This is a genomic window from Myroides sp. WP-1, assembly GCF_014145635.1.
Taxonomy (GTDB): Bacteria; Bacteroidota; Bacteroidia; order Flavobacteriales; family Flavobacteriaceae; genus Flavobacterium.
Window position 1 is genome coordinate 103,017 of the sequence record NZ_JACHTC010000004.1, and the last position, 21,734, is coordinate 124,750.

18 protein-coding genes are annotated in these 21,734 nt (G+C 35.5%); 11 read left to right on the forward strand and 7 right to left on the reverse strand.

The genetic code is table 11. The annotated features are described in order from the left end of the window. Window positions 1-19: 19 nt before the first annotated feature. The 9 genes from H4K33_RS05415 (at window position 20) to H4K33_RS05455 (ending at window position 11,308) form a co-directional block, all read left to right on the forward strand. Window positions 20-934: an MlaD family protein gene (locus tag H4K33_RS05415; RefSeq protein WP_182647455.1), complete on the forward strand. Its 915-nt coding sequence runs from the start codon at window positions 20-22 to the stop codon at window positions 932-934. Between the two features lie 70 nt (window positions 935-1,004). Further along, a complete protein-coding gene (locus H4K33_RS05420) occupies window positions 1,005-2,330 on the forward strand; it encodes a (Fe-S)-binding protein (RefSeq protein ID WP_182647456.1) in 1,326 nt (441 codons plus the stop codon). 57 nt (window positions 2,331-2,387) lie between these two features. Further along, on the forward strand, window positions 2,388-3,179 hold the full coding sequence (locus tag H4K33_RS05425) for a (Fe-S)-binding protein (protein WP_182647457.1): 792 nt from the start codon (window positions 2,388-2,390) through the stop codon (window positions 3,177-3,179). Window positions 3,180-3,182: 3 nt separating this feature from the next. Next, window positions 3,183-3,668: an ABC transporter ATPase gene (locus H4K33_RS05430; protein WP_182647458.1), complete on the forward strand. Its 486-nt coding sequence runs from the start codon at window positions 3,183-3,185 to the stop codon at window positions 3,666-3,668. A gap of 378 nt (window positions 3,669-4,046) precedes the next feature. Next, window positions 4,047-6,941: a glycoside hydrolase family 3 N-terminal domain-containing protein gene (locus H4K33_RS05435; protein WP_182647459.1), complete on the forward strand. Its 2,895-nt coding sequence runs from the start codon at window positions 4,047-4,049 to the stop codon at window positions 6,939-6,941. 120 nt (window positions 6,942-7,061) lie between these two features. Next, a complete protein-coding gene (gene bshA / locus H4K33_RS05440) occupies window positions 7,062-8,195 on the forward strand; it encodes an N-acetyl-alpha-D-glucosaminyl L-malate synthase BshA (protein ID WP_182647460.1) in 1,134 nt (377 codons plus the stop codon). A gap of 151 nt (window positions 8,196-8,346) precedes the next feature. Further along, entirely contained in the window at window positions 8,347-9,174 is an 828-nt protein-coding gene (locus H4K33_RS05445; protein ID WP_255493563.1) for a helix-turn-helix transcriptional regulator, read from the forward strand. A gap of 65 nt (window positions 9,175-9,239) precedes the next feature. Further along, window positions 9,240-9,956, forward strand: coding sequence for an ankyrin repeat domain-containing protein (locus tag H4K33_RS05450; protein ID WP_182647462.1), 717 nt, complete (start codon window positions 9,240-9,242; stop codon window positions 9,954-9,956). Window positions 9,957-9,970: 14 nt separating this feature from the next. Then, a complete protein-coding gene (locus H4K33_RS05455) occupies window positions 9,971-11,308 on the forward strand; it encodes an amidohydrolase (RefSeq protein ID WP_182647463.1) in 1,338 nt (445 codons plus the stop codon). Window positions 11,309-11,383: 75 nt separating this feature from the next. On the opposite strand, the gene H4K33_RS05460 is transcribed toward H4K33_RS05455, so the two are convergent. From H4K33_RS05460 to H4K33_RS05470, 3 genes are read right to left on the reverse strand one after another with little or no spacing between them, the layout of a single operon-like run. Next, complete coding sequence (locus H4K33_RS05460; protein WP_182647464.1) at window positions 11,384-11,728, reverse strand: DUF2853 family protein; 345 nt, start codon at window positions 11,726-11,728, stop codon at window positions 11,384-11,386. Between the two features lie 59 nt (window positions 11,729-11,787). Then, window positions 11,788-13,446: a 2-succinyl-5-enolpyruvyl-6-hydroxy-3-cyclohexene-1-carboxylic-acid synthase gene (gene menD, locus H4K33_RS05465; protein WP_182647465.1), complete on the reverse strand. Its 1,659-nt coding sequence runs from the start codon at window positions 13,444-13,446 to the stop codon at window positions 11,788-11,790. Between the two features lie 57 nt (window positions 13,447-13,503). Beyond that, window positions 13,504-14,094: a glutathione peroxidase gene (locus tag H4K33_RS05470; protein WP_182647466.1), complete on the reverse strand. Its 591-nt coding sequence runs from the start codon at window positions 14,092-14,094 to the stop codon at window positions 13,504-13,506. A gap of 389 nt (window positions 14,095-14,483) precedes the next feature. Here H4K33_RS05470 and H4K33_RS05475 point away from each other — a divergent pair, with 389 nt between their 5' ends. Beyond that, entirely contained in the window at window positions 14,484-16,403 is a 1,920-nt protein-coding gene (locus H4K33_RS05475) for an OmpA family protein (RefSeq protein ID WP_182647467.1), read from the forward strand. A 27-nt stretch (window positions 16,404-16,430) separates the two neighbouring features. Here H4K33_RS05475 and H4K33_RS05480 read toward each other — a convergent pair whose 3' ends face one another. The 4 genes from H4K33_RS05480 to H4K33_RS05495 form a co-directional block, all read right to left on the reverse strand. Beyond that, on the reverse strand, window positions 16,431-17,768 hold the full coding sequence (locus H4K33_RS05480) for a serine hydrolase (RefSeq protein WP_182647468.1): 1,338 nt from the start codon (window positions 17,766-17,768) through the stop codon (window positions 16,431-16,433). Window positions 17,769-17,892: 124 nt separating this feature from the next. Then, window positions 17,893-18,507, reverse strand: coding sequence for an outer membrane beta-barrel protein (locus H4K33_RS05485; RefSeq protein ID WP_182647469.1), 615 nt, complete (start codon window positions 18,505-18,507; stop codon window positions 17,893-17,895). 6 nt (window positions 18,508-18,513) lie between these two features. Then, on the reverse strand, window positions 18,514-19,161 hold the full coding sequence (locus H4K33_RS05490; RefSeq protein ID WP_182647470.1) for a hypothetical protein: 648 nt from the start codon (window positions 19,159-19,161) through the stop codon (window positions 18,514-18,516). A gap of 466 nt (window positions 19,162-19,627) precedes the next feature. Further along, on the reverse strand, window positions 19,628-20,227 hold the full coding sequence (locus H4K33_RS05495; RefSeq protein WP_182647471.1) for a hypothetical protein: 600 nt from the start codon (window positions 20,225-20,227) through the stop codon (window positions 19,628-19,630). Between the two features lie 630 nt (window positions 20,228-20,857). Between H4K33_RS05495 and H4K33_RS05500 the strand changes: the two genes are divergently transcribed. Next, window positions 20,858-21,643, forward strand: coding sequence for a hypothetical protein (locus H4K33_RS05500; protein ID WP_182647472.1), 786 nt, complete (start codon window positions 20,858-20,860; stop codon window positions 21,641-21,643). Window positions 21,644-21,734: the final 91 nt, after the last annotated feature.

Sequence of the window (21,734 nt, forward strand, 5' to 3'; positions counted from 1 at the left end):
TATAAAAAAATATAGAGTTTTGAAAATATCTAGAGAAATTAGAACAGCTATTTTAGTATTAGGAGCGATTGCTTTATTTATTTGGGGATATTCTTTTTTAGACGGAAGAAATATTTTTGATAATAGTACTAAATATTATGTTGAATATGATAACGTTGAAGGACTGACAACATCTTCTAATGTAACAATTAACGGATTAGTAGTGGGAAAGGTCTCTCGTATCAATATTAACGCACAAACAGGAAAACTTGTTGTGGAGTTAATGATGTCTCATCCTATTAGCATTGCGAAATCGAGTGTAGCTACAATCTACTCTCCTGGTTTAATAGGAGGAAAGGGAATTTCGATCGATCCAAAATTCGGTAATACGGATTATGCAGAATCGGGTCATTATTTAAAAGGAGAAGTACAATTCGATATTACGGAGAAATTAGTAGGGGAATTAGAACCACTAAAAACAAAAGTAGACGAAGTATTACAAAATGCAAATGCAATGCTACTTGCAGTGAATGGCATTCTAGACGAGCAAATGCAAGCGGATTTAAAATCGAGTGTAGCTGAGTTGAAAGGAACATTGGCTGGTGCGAATAAGTTGATGCGTGGTGTAGAACCACAATTGAACGGAACTATGGCAAATTTAAATGTGATGAGTAAAAATTTCGTTGGACTTTCTCAAGAGTTGAACGAATTGGATATTAATGGAACATTTGCTAACTTACAACAAGCTTCGGCTAATATCGACAAAATTCTTGCTGATATTGAGAATGGAAATGGTTCTGTAGGTAAACTATTAAAAGACGAAGAATTATATAATAACCTAACAGGTGCTTCGAAAGAATTGGAGCTATTAATGCGCGATTTAAAAGAACATCCGAAGCGTTACGTTCATTTTTCTATTTTTGGTAAGAAAGCGACGCCTTACCAAGAAAAATAAGATTCATCGAAATTTAGAACCAATCTAACCAAAAAAACTAACAACTTTACAGAAACAATTTATTACAACTATGCAGTATTTAGGCCAAGCATTATTTTTAGTATTACTTATAGCTGGATTTGGCTTCTTTATTCGAAATGTAAAGAAATTAATTCGCAATATTAAGTTAGGTCGAGACATAGACCGCACCGATAGACCTAAAGAAAGATGGCGCAATATGATTCGCGTGGCATTGGGACAATCCAAAATGGTAAAACGCCCGATACCTGCGATTTTACACATCTTTGTGTATGTAGGATTCGTGATCATCAATATCGAAATGCTCGAAATTATTGTAGATGGATTATTCGGTACACACCGCGCATTTAGCTTTTTAGGTGCAGCCTACAATGTACTTATTGCGTGTTTTGAAGTGTTAGCGTTTTTAGTTATTTTTGGTGTAGCTGTTTTTTGGATTCGAAGAAACATACTGAAATTAAAGCGCTTAAACCAACCTGAACTAGAAGGATGGGCAAAACGCGATGCCAATAACATTATTTATATCGAATCGATCTTGATGGTTTTCTTCTTGGTGATGAACGCAGCAGATCACTTCTTACAAGTAAATAACTATTCTCATTATACTGCCGCAGGATCATTTCCAATTTCAGGTTTATTAAGCCCGATATTTAATGGAATGGATTTTACAACTGTTGCTTTTATCGAGCGTTTTTGTTGGTGGGCACACATTATTGGAGTTATGTTCTTTATGAACTATTTATACTACTCGAAACACTTACACATTTTCTTGGCATTCCCAAATACCTATTATGCGAATTTAGAACCGCAAGGAGAATTTGATAACTTAGAATCTGTGAAGAATGAGGTAGCCTTGATGATGGACCCTAATGCAGATCCGTTTGCAGCACCAGCTGAACCAGCAGGCGAACCAGAGAAATTTGGTGCACAAGATGTGATGGACTTAAATTGGGTGCAGTTGATGAACGCATACTCTTGTACAGAGTGTGGTAGATGTACTTCATCTTGTCCGCAAAACACAACAGGGAAAAAATTGTCTCCACGTAAGATTATGATGTCAACACGTGATCGTTTGGAAGACGTAAGCAAAATATTAGATGCAAACAATGGTAAGTTTGTAGACGATGGAAAAACACTGTTAAACGATTATATTACACCTGAAGAACTTTGGGCGTGTAATACGTGTAATGCATGTGTGGAAGAATGTCCTATCGATATTAGCCCTTTATCTATTATTATGGATATGAGAAGATTCTTAGTAATGGAACAAAGTGCTGCGCCAATTGAACTAAACAATATGATGCAGAATATCGAAAACAATGGCGCACCATGGCAGTATAACCAAATGGATCGCTTAAACTGGAAGGACGAAAACTAATTAACTAACAAGATAAATTGACAACTGCTGTTGATTTTAAATAGACACCAATAAATTATGTCAGAAAATTTAGTAGTGCCTACAATGGCCGAAATGATGGCAAGAGGAGAACAACCGGATGTTTTATTTTGGGTTGGTTGTTCAGGTAGTTTTGACGATAGAGCAAAAAAAATAACAAAGGCCTTTGTGAAATTGTTGAACAAAGCCAATGTATCTTTCGCTGTACTAGGAACAGAAGAAGGATGTACAGGTGATCCAGCAAAACGCGCTGGAAATGAGTTCGCTTTTCAAATGCAAGCCATGATGAATATTCAAGTATTGGATGGATATGAGGTAAAGAAAATAGTTACCGCTTGTCCGCATTGTTTCAATACATTGAAAAATGAATATCCAGGTTTAGGAGGAAAATACGAAGTTGTACATCATACGCAATTTCTAAAATCGCTCTTAGACGAAGGACGTCTAACGATTGAAGGCGGTAGCTTTAAAGGCAAGCGCATTACATTTCACGATCCTTGCTATTTAGGACGTGCCAATAACGTTTTTGAAGCTCCTCGTCAGCTAATTGAGAAATTAGATGCGGAGTTAGTAGAAATGAAGCGTTCTCGTTTAAACGGATTTTGCTGTGGAGCGGGTGGAGCACAATTGTTCAAAGAACCCGAACACGGAAGCAAAGAAGTACACGTAGAACGTACAGAAGAAGCATTAGGAACAAACGCTGAAATTATCGCAGCAGGATGTCCATTTTGTAATACCATGCTTACTGATGGTGTGAAGTTCAAAGAAAAAGAAGGTGAAGTTAAAGTCCTTGACGTTGCCGAGTTAATTGCAAATGCAGAAGATTTATAAACTATGTTTAAGCCATTTGAAGAAATGCCTGATCATTCCAGAGTTTGGATTTATCAGTCAAATAGAAAATTTTCCGATGAAGAAGTAGAAGAAATTGATGCGGTTATGCGTCAATTTACGGAAGAATGGGTAGCACACGCAACACCCCTAACAGCTTCATACGAGATCAAATACAATCGCTTTATCATCCTAGCCGTAGATCAAGATATTCACGCTGCTTCAGGGTGCTCTATCGATGCTTCCGTACGCGTTATTCAAGATATTGAACAAAAATATGCCGTGGATTTACTAGATAAAATGAATGTTACTTATAAAACAGGAGAGTTCATCGCTTTTAAAACAGTCGTAGAGTTTAAACAAATGGTAAAGACAAAAGCAGTATCTGCGAGTACAATTGTGTTTAACAACTTAGTAAACGATTTAGGAGAATATAGAGAATTCTGGGAAGTACCTGCAGAGGAAAGCTGGCACAGTCGCTTTTTTAAATAGGACAAAATGTAACTTCCATAAAAATAAATCAATCACCGTCATTTTTTTGATGGTGATTTTTTTTTGTTCTTTTTATGCCTTCTTTTTCTTTCCAATTGGTAACTCCTGCTATTTATTTTGCAATATGCGATGAAAAGGGATTGATACTAAATGAGTTGGAATGAACTAGATAAATGAATAAACTAAAAATATTCCTATGTATATTGTTCTTTTTACTTTGATAGTGTACTTTTTTTTATAAAATTCTATATTTATTTCAGTTAGAAGTACAAGTTTGGTCTTTTTTATATAAAGCAGATTTGCTAAGTTTGCAAGAAGGACAATTTTCTATTGGTATTTCTTTAGAGGATTCCTATATTTAAAAAAGCTAAAAAATCTATGAAAAGAACATTATTAACACTTTTGTTACTCCCTTTTTTGTCTCACGGACAACCTAAAAACAAACTGTATTCTTCTGAAATTCAACAACGACAATGGGTTGATAGTGTCTATAATTCGATGTCTTTAGATCGCAGAATAGGACAGTTATTTATGGTAGCCGCTTATTCGAATAAGAACGAGAAACACGTAGCAGAACTAGAGCGTTTAGTCAATGTGAATCACGTAGGTGGTTTGATTTTTTTTCAAGGCGGACCACAACGACAAGCACAAATCGCCAATCGCTTGCAAGGACAGAGTAAATTGCCTTTACTGGTGGGAATTGATGGAGAATGGGGATTGCGCATGCGATTAGATTCTACTTATCGATTTCCTTATAACATGACTTTAGGTGCTGTTCAAAACCTAGATCTCATTGAAGAGGTTGGTAAAGCGATGGCTAAACAGTCCAAACGCATAGGAATACACTTTAATTTTGGCCCTGTTGTCGATGTGAATAACAATCCGGATAATCCGATTATTGGCGTGCGTTCTTATGGTGAAACCAGAGAAATTGTTACAGATAGAGCCTTAGCTTTTATGAACGGTTATCAAAGTGAAGGACTTTTTGCGACGGCAAAACATTTCCCCGGACATGGTGATACCTCGACAGACTCTCATCACAACTTGCCTTTAATCGATTTAGATAAAGATCGACTGCATCAAGTGGAGTTGTATCCTTATAAGAAGTTGTTTAAAAATGGACTTTCCAGCGTTATGGTGGCGCATTTGAATTTACCTGCATATGAACCCAATGATGCTATTCCTAGTTCATTGTCTTATAATGTGGTAACCAAATTGCTAAGAGATGAACTTGAATTCGAAGGGTTGATTTTTACGGATGCCTTGAATATGAAAGGAGTAGCTAATTATTTATCTCCTGGTGAAGTGGATTTAGCAGCTTTTAAAGCAGGGAATGATTTACTATTATTTTCTGAAGATGTAGACAAAGCAGCAATAAAAATAAAAGAAGCCTACGAATTGGGAGACATCACTGAAAGTCGATTGGCTTATTCGGTAAAAAAGGTATTGGGTTATAAGTATAAAGTAGGATTGACTAAACCCTTGGTTATTGATCAAACCAACCTCGTAGAAGAACTAAATGACGCAGTATATGACGATCTTAATACCAAGTTGTATAGCGAAGCGATTACTTTGGTAAAGAATAACAATAAGCTTGTTCCTATTCGCAAATTAGAGCATGAGAAGATTGCCTATGTTGCCCTCGGAGACGATGACGGTACGCCCTTCCTAGAAATGATGCGAAATTATACAACCATTGAGGTAGTAGCTGCAACAGATCTTAGTCGTTTGAAAGACTATTCTCTTGTTGTTGTTGGTTATCACAAGGTAGATAACCCTTGGAGAAATCAAAATTTTTCTATAGAAGAGAAAGCGATTATCGGAGAGATTGCCAAAGATAATAAAGCGATCTTGGTCTCTTTTGCCAAACCTTATGCTTTGAGTGGAATCGAAGATGAAATTAAAGAATTGGATGCTTTAGTTGTTGGATATCAGAATAATACTTTTGCAGAACAAGCAGCTGCCCAAATTGTTTTTGGTGCCTTAGGTGCAAAAGGCGAACTTCCTGTAACCATAACGCGTAAATACGATGTTGGAACAGGTATTAAAACAAAATCAATAGATCGCCTTGGTTTTTCAACACCTGCTAATGAAGGATTAGACCCTGTTGTATTGCGTAAAATTGACAGTATCGCTCAATATGCGATTGATCAACAAATAACGCCAGGTGCTCAAATTTTGGTTGCTCGCCATGGTAAGGTAGTGTACAATAAATCTTTCGGCTATCATACGTATCAACCTGAATATCCTGTAAAAAATACTGATTTGTACGATTTGGCTTCGTTGACTAAGATTTTAGCAACACTGCCAATGGTGATGAAATTATACGATGAACACAAGATAACGATGCATTCAAAACTGGGGGATTTGGTACCCGAGTTTAAAAGAACAGATAAGCAAGATATTACCCTAAAAGACTTACTGACTCACCAATCGGGATTAGTGGCGTGGATTCCCTTTTACAAAAGTACCTTAGACAGTGTTTCACGTCCAGATAGCAATTTGTATCGCACTCAATTTTCTCCTGATTTCCCTACACAAGTAAGTGAACATTTATTTATCAAAAAGGGATATACACAAACGATGTTGAATGAAATTGCCAACAGTAAATTAGCGAGTAAAAAAGAATATAAATACAGCGATTTAGGTTTTATTTCTTTAAAGCAATACATTGAAAGTGCATATTATCGTACGTTGGATCAGTTAGTTCAGGAAAAATTTTACCAATCGATTGGAGCTAACCGACTGACTTATTTGCCGTTGCGAAAATTTGATGCAAAAGAAATTACACCAACAGAAGAGGATAACTATTATCGCTATACGACAGTTCACGGTTATGTACACGATATGGGAGCAGCCATGCAAGGTGGAGTTGCAGGACATGCCGGGCTTTTTGGCACGGCTCTAGATGTAGCCAAAATCATGCAATTGTACCTGAATGAAGGACATTATGGAGAAGAGCAATTCTTTTCAAAATCTACCTTCGAAGTTTTCAATGCATGTGTATATTGCGATAAAGGAAATAGAAGAGGGATTGGGTTTGATAAACCACAACTAGCAGGTAAACCAGGACCAACTTGTGGATGTGCTTCACTAACTAGTTTTGGACATACGGGTTTTACAGGTACAATGACCTGGGCAGATCCAGAGAAAGACCTGATTTATGTGTTTCTCTCTAATCGAACTTATCCTGATTCAAATAGCAACCGCTTGTCAAAAGAAAATATTCGCGAAAATATTCAACAAGTTATTTACGAGTCAATTGTAAAGTAAAAATGAATGAGGTGGCAAGAAGTACTTGTGTTAAATAGTTTGTATTCTATATAATCAAAAGATAAATTTTTATTTAGTATAAATAATTCGAAGTATCTTTAAGCACCAAATAATTCATATATGAAAATCGCAATCGTATGCTACCCAACTTTCGGCGGAAGTGGGGTTGTAGCTACAGAGCTAGGTTTGGAACTAGCAAAAAGAGATCATGAAGTACATTTTATCACCTATAGTCAACCCGTTCGTTTAGCTTTATTAAATCCAAAGATTTATTATCACGAAGTTAATGTACCCGAATATCCTTTGTTTCACTATCAACCATACGAATTAGCTTTATCTAGTAAATTAGTAGATATCGTTAAATTGTTTAATATCGATGTTTTGCATGTGCATTACGCTATTCCTCATGCTTATGCCGGTTATATGGCTAAACAAATGTTGAAGGAAGAAGGGATTGATTTACCGATGATCACCACACTACATGGTACGGATATTACTTTAGTAGGTAATCATCCGAATTATAAAACAGCCGTTACGTTTAGTATCAATCAATCGGACTTTGTAACTTCTGTATCTGAATCTTTGAAACAATCAACCTATGAGTTGTTTCAAAGTAAAAAAGAAATCTGTGTAATCCCGAATTTTATTGAAGTAAAAGATGTAGACTGCTCAGAAACGCCTTGTAAACGAAGCGCTATGGCTGAAAAAGGAGAGTTTATTATTACCCATATCAGTAATTTCAGAAAGGTAAAACGCATTGGCGATGTCGTGAAAATCTTTTATGGCATTCAACAAGTTGTTCCTGCCAAATTAATGCTTGTTGGCGATGGCCCTGAGAAAGAAAAGGCAGAGCGTTTAGCGATGGAATTGGGTATTTACGATAAGATTATTTTCTTTGGAAACAGTACCGAAGTCAATCAGATATTAGGTTACTCTGACTTGTTTTTGTTGCCATCGGAAACTGAGAGCTTTGGATTAGCTGCATTGGAAGCTATGGCAGTTGGTGTTCCTGTTATTTCGAGTAATACTGGAGGTTTACCTGAAGTTAACGAACACGGAGTTTCAGGATACCTCAGTGATGTAAAGGATGTCGATGACATGGTTAAGAATGCTTTGGCAATTTTAAAAGATGAAGATACTTTATGTCGATTTAAAGAAGGAGCACGCGAAACGGCAAAACGCTTTCAAATAAGTGAAATTTTGCCGATCTATGAAAACCTATACGACCAAGCAGTAGCTTTAAAAAAGAAGTAAACATTAGTAAGATAAAAGAAAAACTCGTTTCTATAAAGAAGCGAGTTTTTTTTTGATTAAATTGTTCTATTCAAAAGGATAAGTATTAGGAGAGTTTAGACGTATGAATAAAAAATCTACAGCTATAGAGACTTGGAGTCGATCAAAAATAATGGGGGAAGAAACCTGGGAGATTACTTTGTTTCAACATAAGGAAAAGGGGAGAAGTGATTTGATGATTCCCCACAAGCACGATTTTTATTTGATTCTCTTCGTAGAAGAAGGTACTGGAATTCACGAAATTGATTTTACTCAGCTCGAAGTTAAACCGTATCAAGTTCATTTTTTGCGTCCACAACAAGTTCACTACTGGAAACTTTCCGAAGATACAATGGGGTATCAATTGATGTTTTCAACAGGAGCGATTCACCTAGGTAATCGCTTAAGTACGTTGCCTTTTTTTCAAATTGATGTACCTCCCGTTTTAGAACTAACCGCATCTGCCTATGAACAATTAAAAATAGAGTTGGAAAAACTCCATCAACTTTTACCCGATGAAACACCCATTGGTCAGGAAATTAGTGTTTTACAGTTTTTTCTCCTCTTAAAGAAGATTCAACAATTCTATTCTATGGCCTATCCTATTGTAGAAATACAAACGAAAGACCTTAAAATACAGGAGTTTAAAACGTTGTTAGAATTGCATTTTAAGACACAAAACCAAGTGGCTTTTTATGCAGATCAATTAAATATCACACCGAATTACCTCAATATACGAGCTAAGAAAATACTAGGTATTTCTGCAAGTCATTGTATTCAGCAGCGAATTATTCTTGAAGCGGAGCGCTTGTTGATCACGACAGATTTGTCTATCAAAGAAATTGCCTATGAGTTGGGCTTTCATGATACAGGCTATTTCAATCATTACTTTAAAAAATGGCAGAAAAAGACGCCAGGTCAATTTCGGGATAGTTATAATATGTACAATAAAACACTGTAAATACACAAGGGCTTTTTTTATAAGCAATTCTATATTTGTAAAACGAATTTAAATATAAGTAGCTTATGATTAGGAAAGTAGTTTGTGTTTTATTTGTAGTCTTATCCGTTGGACTATCTACTAATCTAATAGCGGGTTGTTCGAATAATAACAATAGTGAATTAGAAGGTAAGATGAATACTACAAGAGAGAAAGAGTTATTCCAAGCAATTGAAAGCAAGGATTTAGCACAAGTAAAGGCAATTTTGAGTGCAACTGCATTTAATTTAGAAGTGAAAAACAGTAAAGGAGAAACGCCTTTAATGGTTGCTACTTATTTGAAATACAATGAAATTGCTTTCTATTTGATTGATCAGGGAGCCAATGTCAATACACAAGATTCGATGTTGAATAGTCCTTTTTTGTATGCAGGAGCAGAGGGCAATTTAGCGTTGGTCCAAAAGGCTTTGACGCATGGAGCAGATTTTACAGTATTTAATCGATACAACGGTACAGCTCTAATTCCAGCAGCAGAGAAAGGACATCTTGAGGTTGTCAAACTACTCGTTCACACGCCTAATTTTCCAATAAACCACGTCAATCGATTGGGATGGACTGCTTTAATGGAAGCAATTATATTGAGCAATGGTGGACCAACTCATGTCGCAATTGTCAAAGAATTAATAGCGGGTGGAGTTGATGTAAACATTCCAGATCACGATGGTAAAACACCGCTGTACCACGCTAAAGCGAATAAATACAAAGAAATGATACAGCTGTTAGAGGCTGCAGGTGCATATTAATGAAAAGAGAACGAATGAATAGGAAAGAATTTCTTCATTTAACGACTGCTGGAGCAGGAGGTTTTTTCATTTCAGGAACGAAATGGGCTAACGTAAAAGACGATGAAGTAAAAACAGTAACAGCAGATACAAAAGAATTTGTATTAGTGAATGCTCGTTTAGAAGAGGGTTTTATTTATAATGACAACGGGCAGGTTAAAGCAACGCAAACCGGATTGTATGACTTATACATAAATGAAGGGAAGATTGTAGCCTTAAAGCCTGCACTAGGTGCAACGTATGATGGGGCTATCTTTGATGCAAAGGGAAAGTTGGTTTTACCAGGTTTGAGAGATATGCATATTCACATCGATAAAACGTTTTATGGAGAATCTTGGCATGCAGAACCTATAAGAGGAAAAACAGTAAAAGATATGATCGACTTAGAACGTCGTATTTTACCAGATCTTCTCCTTCATTCGACGGCAAAAGCGGAACAAGCTATTGAGTTAATGAACCAAAAAGGAACTTATTTCGCGCGATGTCAAACGAATATTGAGCCAACAAGTGGGCTGAAAAGTTTAGAGAACCTTCAAAAAGCGCTAGCAAATAAAAAAGATTTTATGCAAGCTGAAATTGTTGCTTTTCCACAACACGGTATTTTGTATTCCGATTCTGAGGGTATATTGCGAGAAGCAGCACAGATGGGAGTAGATTATATAGGAGGGTTGGATCCTACTACGGTAGATGGCGATATGAAAAAATCATTAGATGTGATGTTTCAGATTGCGTTAGATTACAATAAAGGAGTAGATATTCACCTGCATGAAGGAAAAGCTACCGGACTAGCGGCTATAGAGTATATGATTGCAACAGTGAGAGCAAACAAACCACTACAAGGAAAAACGTTTATTAGTCATGGATTTGCATTAGGTCAATTGGAAACGAAAGACGCAGAGGCATTAAGTGATCAGTTGGCAGAAGTAGGTATCGGGGTGATTTCAACAGTGCCTATCGGTAAATTAAATATGCCGATTCCAACGTTTTATAAACACAACGTTTCACTGATGACAGGTACAGATAGTATTATAGATCACTGGTCTCCTTTTGGTTCTTGTGATATGTTGGAAAAAGCAAAATTAACAGCCGAATTATATGGTTGGCGAGATGAGTTTACTTTGTCTAGAGCTTTGCAAATAGCTACAAAAGATCAATTAACTCCACTGACTGCCGAAGGAAAACAGGTTTGGCCTTTACCTGGTCAAGAGGCTACCTTTATTGTCGTTGATGCATCGTGTTCTGCAGAAGCCGTTGCTAGAACTCCAAAACGAGAAGCTGTCTTTAATAGAGGAAAATTAGTACATAGCGTCTAAAACAAACAGATTACTATATAGGAACAACAAACAACAAAAAGAGCGATTAGTAACTAATCGCTCTTTTTTATTTTCTTATTTTAAATAAACAGATTCTTTTTTAAAGTGAACGGTTAGTAAATAATAGAGAACAGCTCTGTATTTGTGTTTGTTCGAAGCACCATATTGGTCAATTACCTTTTTTAACCCTTCATCTAATTTAGCATCGTCTTTCAATCCTAATTTTTTAATTAAAAAATTGTTGCGTACTGTTGCCATTTCAGATTCCGAAGAACTAGCTACTGTAGATGAATCTTGGTTGTAAATCGATGGACCACATCCAATAGTTACTTTCTCTAGTAATTCCATGTTAGGTTTAACGCCACATTTGTCTTTTAAATCCGCAGCGTACTTTTCAATTAATTCAGCTCTTTTACTCATAATTTTATTTTTTTGTTGCTACAAGTTACTAAAAATAAAAGAGATAGTGTTATAAAAGTTTACAAATTGCGATAATAATTTTTAAAAACTTCATCGTTCAAGAATGTAGGAGTTTGCACCTCTAAAATAGCAGGGCGATCATGGGCTTGGAAAAACGCTGCAGCCTGTGATTCTAACTCATTTTGGTCTTTTGCGCACCAATACGTAAAACCATACATAGCAGCTAAATGTTCTGCAGTAAGTTGATGGGTTGTTTCAAAATAGGTATTGAAGACCTCGTTTTCCTGATGACCGGGAAGGGTTCTGAAAATGCCACCACCTCCATTGTTAATCAAAATAATTTTGAAATTCTTCGGTATATATCCATTCCACAGGGCATTGCTATCGTAAAAGAAACTAATATCTCCTGTCATGAGTACTGTTGGTTTTCCCGATCCCACTGCAGCACCTATAGCAGTTGAAGTACAACCATCAATACCACTTGTTCCTCTGTTGCAAAATACTTCAATACTCGGATCAACAGCGGTTAGTTGAACATAACGAATAACAGCACTATTGCTAACCTGTAATTGACTGTGTAGAGGCAGCTGAGCTACTAAATAATCGATAGCTGTAAGATCAGAAAATTGAGCCGTAGAAAGAAAGTCTTTGTGTTTGGCATTGCGGAGATCCATCAGATGATGGGCCCATGATTTATAGGTTGAATTAACCGGTTGAATAGCAGTTGGAGTTGTCAACTGAGTTAAAAATGACGGTGCATCGCTATAAATACGATCTGTTAAGCAATCATAGGTATCATAATGACGTAGCGTATCCACATGCCAGTGCTGTTTTGGAGTATATTGACGTAGAAATTGCTTTATTTTTTTACTGACTACCATACCACCAAAAGTGAGTAAAATGTCAGGTTGAAGCTGTTGTAAGTCAGCATCGGTCATCGGAATAACCAAGCGATCAATAGCATTAATCACCTGAGCATCGTTGATATTACTCAGCGTTTCAGCCAAGAACAAGGTAGATTCATCCTTAGCCAAATTTGCTAATACTGCAGCAGAAATACTATTTGGCTCATAAGTACCTACCAAAATCATCTTTTTAGAAGCCTTGTTCCATTCTGTCTTATAGTAATCTATATCAACATGAGGAAGGTTTGGTAGTTGCGTTTGCTCTATTTTTGGGTGTACTGTTAGGTGTTCTGTTGTTTGGTACAGAGGTTCTTCAAAAGGGGCATTGATATGTACAGGACCTCGTTTGATTAGGGCTGTGTCAAGGGCTGTTTGGATGAGTTGATCATTTTCACGATTTGCCTCTTCGGTTAGATTGGCACTGTATACGATGTGATTTTGATACACATGCTGTTGACGAATCGTTTGTCCGTCTCCGATGTCAATCTTATGTAATGGTCGATCCGCAGATAAAACAATTAAAGGTGTTTGGCTGTAAAAAGCCTCTGCAACAGCAGAATAATAGTTTAAAAGTGCAGATCCTGAAGTGCATATTAAAATTGTTGGGGTATGCATTTGTTGTGCTAAGCCCATTCCAAAGAAAGCCGCACATCGTTCATCAGCAATGCTATAACAAGTAAAAAATGGATCGTTGGTAAAACCAATGGTCAAAGGTGCATTACGCGACCCTGGAGATATAACAACGTGCTTTATATTTTTTGCTTTACAAATTGAAAGAATACTTTGTGCTAACTGTATTGAAGGATAAACCATAGTAACTTTAAAAAGCTAAAATTACAAATAAAATTACTATGGCATCCTTATTCTAGCTTATTTCTTTTTTATCCAATCCTTGATTTCAGGATCATTGGGAAGTATTCTTGGATTGATTACTTGAACCACGTGTCCTTGCTCATCAATCAAATATTTTTGAAAATTCCATTCTACTGTACTATCAGCAAAACCGTTCAGACTCTTTTGTGTCAAGAACTGATAAATTGGAGCTATATCATCGCCTTTTACAGATATTTTTTCCATCATCGGAAAGGTTACCCCAAAATTAGCCTTGCAAAAGGTAGCTATTTCCGCGTTACTTCCTGGCTCTTGATTGCCAAAGTTGTTGGCAGGAAACCCTACAATGGCAAAATTATCTCCTCCAAATTCTTCATATAAACTTTGTAATAACTCATATTGAGGAGTTAATCCGCATTCAGATGCTGTATTGACGATTAATATTTTTTTCCCTTTTAAGGAGGCAAAGTCAAAATCATTTCCATACAAATCTTTTACCTTAAATTGGTAAATCGTTTGTTTGTTCTTTGATGTTTCTTTCATGGTTGATGTTTGTTTTACGTATTCGTTCGCTTTTACAATTGATGGGCTTAGTGCTAATAAAGCAAATGCCAAAACATAATTTTTCATTCAATGATTTGCTGAGTGGATTTACGCTTGTAAATCTGGTTTTTGATGTATTAAAATTACAAATAGATTTTTTAAATACTAAGGTTTTAACGTTTTTAAAAAAACAACTTAACGGTTGATAATGAATTCGCAAATTTCAATATGAAAATAGAATTAGTATAAATCTATTGGGAAAATAGAAAATAAAGTTGATATGTTTTTTTGTGTGCTACACAAGTTACAGCTCAAAAGTATTAAAATTAGAAGAATCCTAACGAAAAGTGACTTTAGTTGATTTTTGTTTAGTAAAAGAAGGTTGTCGTGTTAATTGCCTATTAAAAAGCAAATGTGATAACAATGTAAGGACGAGTTATTGCGTTAGTTTTCTACAAAGTGAAAGAATACAAAAGATGAAGAAAGTAATTGTGGTTCTATTTCTTGTTATGGCTATTGCAGCGCAAGGAAAGCGAAAACCCAGTTTAAAAAAAGCAGATAAATATTTTGCTAAGATGGAGTATGTGAAGGCTAAAGACGAATATACTCGTTTACTCAGAGGAAGGCATACGCCCAATTATGTCAATCAGCAATTAGCCTTGTGTCATGATCAGTTGGGGCTTTCGGTTCAGGCTGCTCAATTTTATACCAAAGCTTTGGAGGAAGATCCCTCTTTGTCTGTTGCATTTTATTATCGATTGGCGTATAACTTATCGAAGAATGGAAGATATGAAAGCGCAGTATCCGCTATGCATAAGTTTGCACAAAAAGCAGACGATGATCCAAGAGCGCTTTATTTTTTAAAACACGCAGACGACTATCCGCGTATCGGAATGAATCCTTCTACTCACTATATTGAAGAAGCCGGAATTAATGATGTCTATTATGCCGATCACAGCCTTTCATGGTCTACAACGGACACGCTTTTATTTGTCTCTAATCGAACGAAATACAACCAAAAATGGGTAAGGAAACTCTTTGAAGCGAAAGAAAAGGGATCCAAAATGCCCAATACAGCACTTTATCAGACCACCTTAAAATCTAAAGATGAACCCGTTTATGAACACAGCTTGTTAAGTGGGCGAATTAATCGACGATTTATGGACGGCCAAGCAGTGATGCATCCCTCAAATAAATTGATTTATTTTGCCTCTGAGAGCTATCGCCATCGCAAGTTTAGAAAAAATAAAGACGTCAAAAAAAGACAGGGCATGATGAGCTTGTTTTGGGCAGAACGCAAAGGTAAAAAGTGGAAAAAAATTGCGGTATTGCCCTTTGTGCAAGTGGGATATACTTATGTGAATCCCTTTGTTTCTCCAGAAGGAGATTACCTGTATTTTGCTTCTAATCAACCTGGGAGTATAGGCGAGTTAGATTTGTGGCGCGTTCCTATTTTGGAAGAGGGAAAGGCTTTTGGAGAACCTGAGAATTTAGGAGAACGAATCAATACGGGGTACAAGGAAGATTATCCCTTCATTACAGAAGATCAGATGTTGTATTTTACTTCAGATCGCTGGGGTGGATACGGAGGATTAGATATTTATGCCCTAGATTTAAAAGATAAACACGCAGTACCCCAAAACTTAGGGGAAGGAATCAATACCCCAAAAGATGATTTTAATTGGGTGTATAACAGCAAACGCGATTTTGGTTTTTTATCGAGTAATCGCATTGGCAGACAGGATATTTATCGTGTCAAACCACTTTGTGAAGCAGAAGTTAAGGGAGTTGTGATCGATGCTGATACACAAGAAACGGTAACTGGAGTAGCCGTTGTTTTTGTAGATCGATCTCGTCAAACATTAGGACAGGTAGAAACAGATGGTATGGGACAATTTGCTACAACTATTTCGTGTAATAAAGCGTATACAGTAAAATTTGAAAAAGAAGGATATTTCTATAAAGAAGAAGAATACAGCAGTGGACAAGGAAAGGAGCAACTTCTTACTATTGTGTTGCGCAAACAAGTTCGACCGGAGATTAAGGACAATAAAGTGATACTCAATGACATCCCTTTTGATTTTGATCAAGTGACAATCACAACTGTTGGACAACGAGAATTAGATCGATTAGTCAGTTTCATGCAGGAAAATAAAACGATGCGAATTTTGATTGTTTCCCATACAGATCGCGTGGGGAAAGAAACGTATAACCAAAAACTATCCGAAGCTAGAGCGCATGTCACTGCTCAATATTTAGTTGATCGCGGCATATCTTCTGATCGCATAGAAGCGAAAGGGGTAGGGAGTAAAGAGCCAAAAGTGAAATGCGATAGCTGTTCACCAGCAGATGATCAGCAAAATAGACGATCGGAGTTTCATATCCTCCATCCTTAACCAAAGTAAACCGTAGTTGAGGGTTTCCTATTCTGCTGTTACTTTATTGAGTGTGAAATTAGCTTTTAGTTGTTGTATGGTTACTTGTTGTTGTTGCGGATTAAAACTATAAGTAACCGTTCCCTCTGGAGAGCGAAAAGTGTTATCACCAATTGCATCCAATAGGGCATAGCGATTACATCCTGAAGGCTTTAAAAATAATTTGTTTTTCTCAATGACAAAATCAACGGTAAGATCCAATTGAGCATTGCGATACGAGCCAACATATTGTTGTAATTGTTCATTTGTAACAGGCATCGTTTCAAATTCAGGCATCGTATATTTTTTCGCATAGAGGATGGCTAACAGGGCATCAAATAATTGATAATGAGAAAAAGCAGCACCACTAATAGCATAAACAACAGTAAGCTTTTCAGCTTCGTTATAATAAAGCAACGAAAAAGAACCAAAAGTACCACCTGTATGTCCAACGAAATTCTTTTTCTTGTAGACGTAATACATCATTCCACGACCATATTTCTCCTTAAATGGCACGGGTTTCATGCTAGTTAAGCTTTGTTTTGAAACGAGTTTATTTGAAAATAGGGCCTGATTGAATTGAGCTAAATCTCCAATAGAAGCAATGAGATCGTTGACACCATTGGTATTCTCAAAACTAATTTCATCCATGACTTCCCACTGATCAAAAAGTTGGTAGGATTGCACCTCATAAGGTAAAACGTCACTGGATGTATAGGTGTTTTGTAGATTTATTTTTTTGATGATGTATTTTTTTACCGCTTCGTCATAGCTCATCTGGCGTTTTTGCTCAACAATTCGAGCAAGTAGGTAATATCCCGTATTGGAAAAGAAGAAATTTTTCTTTTTCCCACCAAAATGAGGTGTTCCTTGTTGGATAATGTTATCTTCAATAGCCTCTTGCGTTTGAGGTGTTTTGAGCCAATAAAAATCATCTTCATAACAGGTATAATCGTCTAGTCCGCTCGTGTGACTGAGTAAATCGCTTATTTTTAAGGTAAACAGATTAGGGATGTTAATTGAAGGAAAATAAGGAGCAACACGATCATCAAGTTTGAGTTTGCCTTCATCAATCAATTGATAAATCAACACAGCAGTAAACATTTTGGTAATTGAACCAATGTGATACAAGTGAGGTGTTTGTTGTGCTTCTCCCACTAATTCATGTCCAAAGTCTTTCTCATAAAGGACTTTGTTGTTTTTGTATAGTGCAATAGACCCAATTCCTCTGTGATTCGCGTTAATTCGCTGGATGTATTCATCTGCTTTTGTTGAATTAAACTTTTGGGCTATCGAAGAGCACGGAAAAAGAAGAAAAACGAGTATAAGCGATAAAATACGTGTCATAATGCGATGAATTGTGGTCTTTTCAAATATATTGATTTAATTGAAAAGTTAAAGACTAGTAAAAAGAAACTGTATAAACAAAAAAAGCAGTCCAAAACGAGAGGACTGCTTGATGTATAATAGATTATCTAAAAGTATAAGCAACACTGAGCATAAGCCAGTTCTTTTTCCATTTGTCTTTTGAGTTCTCCATGTCGTTGATATTGGTTAAACCAAGATCGTATTTAAGGTTTAAGTCCAAATTGTCAGTCAGTTTATAACCAGTTCCTGCGAAAACGCTAAAGTCGAACATCTTGATTCCCTCCGGAAAAAAAGACATTCCAGGACTATCTTCGTTATAAGGATTTTTACCTAGCATGGTTATTCCAAGATTCATTCCAACAAAGGTTTTTATCTTGTTTCGAAAGGTATAATGTACACTGATGGGCTCTACTATTGCCGTGTGTAGAACAACATTCGTATTGTACTCTTTTACTTTCGCTCCAAGATTGGCATACCCTAATCCAAATCGAATAGCCCAATTATCGTCAAATTCTTTGGTGTTGTAAAAGCCGATATAAAAACCAGGTTTTTCGCTGGTGTCTAATCCGTTGATGTTAGAGACGAGTGCGCCAACCTCAATACCCAAATCACAAGTATAGCAAACGAAGTTGTTATAATGGCCATAGCCATATTGTGCTTTGGAAGAATAAACGCACAAAAAGAGAAAGAGAAGTGTAAGGTGTAATTTTAATTTCATATGGGTTTAATTGTTTGATAAACATGCTTCATACGTTTCAATCAAGACGTTGATACGATTGGATTTTTTTTCATTTTTTTGTGCTATTTCATAGCGCTCCATGATGTCTGGACATTCTGGAAATAAGAGTTCTTTTGCTCCACCTATTTTTGATTCGAAAGATTCGCCAATAGCAGGATCTGTTGAAACTAGTATGTCAGAGTTTGACTTGCTTAAGTAATACCCATAAACTGTGGGGTGGAAAACCACAAGGATGTGTTCTTCATTTTTTTTCTTTTTGACATCGTATAGCATTCCTGCTAATGAGACTGTGATATGCTCTCGAACATCAGTTAACATAGACCATACGTCTACATTTTGTCTTTTGCGGATTTCTCCATTTTTTTTGAAATGTGATATTTTTCCCCTTTTGAATGAAACTTTTGTTTTTCCATTGTTTAGATAAATATCCATATAGGATAAGTTTTCAGCCTCTATTTTTTGTTTTTTACCGTTTATTTTGACTTTTAGTTTTTTTGCATTAACCTCAAAAGGCATCTGAATTTCAACGTTAACTGCTCTGTTGTCCTTTTTGTAATAAATCGTGCCTTTATAGGATCTGGCAACAGATAAAAAAGGCAGTAGTAGAAGTAGTAGGAGCAAGGCGTGTTTCATGTTTTAACATTTTCCGCAAACATAATTATTTCTGTTAATTAGTGCAAATAAAATGTTAATATAAATTTAATATTAGGTTTGTTTTTCTTGTTTTATTTTAATCTTTTAAATTTGTGTTAATTAGATAATCTTTATTTTTGGTTTTTTTGGTTTTTTGTCAATAAAGGTAATTTTGCAAAAGAAGAAAGCATTCAAAAAGATGAGGGCTAGGAGCTGTGGAGAAAGATGTTTATCGGTTCAAGTAGTCTTGGGAATTGGCGGAAAATAAGAAAGGAAGTTGATTTGCTTCTGATATAAGGAAATAGGATGCGTGTTTTGAACAAGCTGAAATCGTGTGTTTTTCTCGGTACAGCTGTATTCCAGCTAGTTTTATGGAAATAAAAAAACGCAAGCATTACCAAAGTAAATGATTGCGTTTTTCAAAGAAGGCGCGGTTAACCAAATTGATTCCTCAAGGTAGAAAATCTTATTTTTTTTCTTCTGTATGGAGATATTCTATAGATTTTACGGATACAGAAGGTGATATTTTGATGTTTTTGTTGCCTTTTTCTAAGTAAAAGTAGTTCAAACTATTGACGCCAATTAAGTGTACTTGCTTCTCCGTGTTGTCAATTTTTAAGAGGTAATCGTAGCTAAGATCTTCTTTTTCGATTCGTTCTTTCGTCTTTTTTCCTGTTCCAATTCCCATACCGAGAAAAAAAGCAATCAATCCAAAAGAAGCTAACAATAAGAATCTATTCCCTAAATAGAGTTGTATCTCCTCTTTCGTTAGAATTGTAAATTGACGATTGGATTTGAAAAATTTTTGAACCCATGGCTTCTCGTGATTCTTAGAAAAGTATAAAAAAACAAAGAAGATAATCGTTAAAAAAACAAGGAGAAACAGAAATACGTTAGAGTGAGAGGTCAAATCGGAAATCGGACTGATTAAGATGTCCATCAAACTCGAATAATCCAAGATATTTATGCCAAATTGATTGTAAAAAACACTTTGTTTGATGATGCCAAGTAGCACCAAAAATAAGTATCCAAGGGGAAGTAGCTTTTCAAAATTGTTGAATTTCATACCCGTTTCGTTTTTAATAAGGTGAAGATTAGGCAATAAATGTACTATTTAATCTGGAAAGAGGAAATCGGAGCACAGCGGAAATTCATTAAATATTACAATAAAATAGCAATTTAATGAGATAAAGAGGAATAGGTTACTAGCACAATAACAATAGTAACAACAATAAGAGTTGCTAAAGCTTGAACATAAGGTTGAAGAAGGTCTTACTTTGCAATAAGACAACACATCTTTGATCAGGATATCCTTCACTGTAAATACTTAATAAAATTTCAATTAAGGTAATACCAATTTGTACGGTTGATAAGAATTTAGTTGGGTTTTCGGATGATTATAATACTACTTTTGCTCCTTGACTTCCGTGTTTTTTAGCATTTTCTAGTTTGAATTTTCACGCTGATATAACATGTTACAAGAAAATTTGTTTAAAAAATGTTGTATAAAGTATTCTAGTTTTCTAAATATTACATTTTTTTTTGATCTACTAGGTAATTGTAAGTAAAATGGGTTATGTGGTGAGATGTTTTTTGGTAATTCACTCTCTGTAAGGTTTTTTTTGTGAAATTAAATTTTATTTGTAATTTATAATTGTTAATTTTAATTAAATAATAACTTTAAAAACTTGTAAATATGAGAAAAATTTTGTTATTAAGTATAGCGTTAACAATGTTTTCCTGTGCGTCGGGAGATGATTCAGTTGTAAATTCTTCAGTAGAAAATGAAGGAAAAACAATAGACACAACTATTAACTATAAATCACCTTATAATTATCGAAAGGGCCTTTATCTTGAACAAAATTATATAAAATATAATTTTGTTAATGGAACAAATGTCGATTTTGAAGTAGTGCCGTATTTTGGTCTCGCTTATAATATAGAGGGATATTATAGTACACCTTCAGGTATGCCAAATTTAGGAGCAAATGGACAGGTGTTTGGAAATTATATGGCAGCTGAAAAAATTAAACTTGCTCCTGGAGGTGTAAATATCATAGAAGGTACTTATGCTGTTCCAAATAATCTAAATAATAACGGTTTAGGATATTTTGATTTTTCAGCTTATCCAAGTATATCAATAGGAGAAGTTGCAGAATTAGGCAAGCGCGGAAAACTGTTTTATGTTGAATTTGCCGTTGATGGCTCTCCAATTTTAGGGAAAGTAAAACTGCCAATTAAGTATGATTTTAATACAAATAATTTGGGGGTATTACCTTATCCTTGGCAAAAATTAGGCCTTTCAGATAATACGTTAGGAGAAGAATTAATTTTTAATGTCGAATCGCTTGAAGTATGTTCTACTATAATTGATGGTGGAACCTATATGGATTATTCAAGATTTACATATAATGGTAGAAATTATTATTTAAAAGTGTATATGAATGATGATAACATCGATGTTGTATTAAAAGAAATTTAATACTAATCAATTTGAAAAAGGCTTTTTATTGAAGAAGCATAAAGAAGACTTAAAATAACTTTTTAAACAAAAACTATACAAATTACACCAA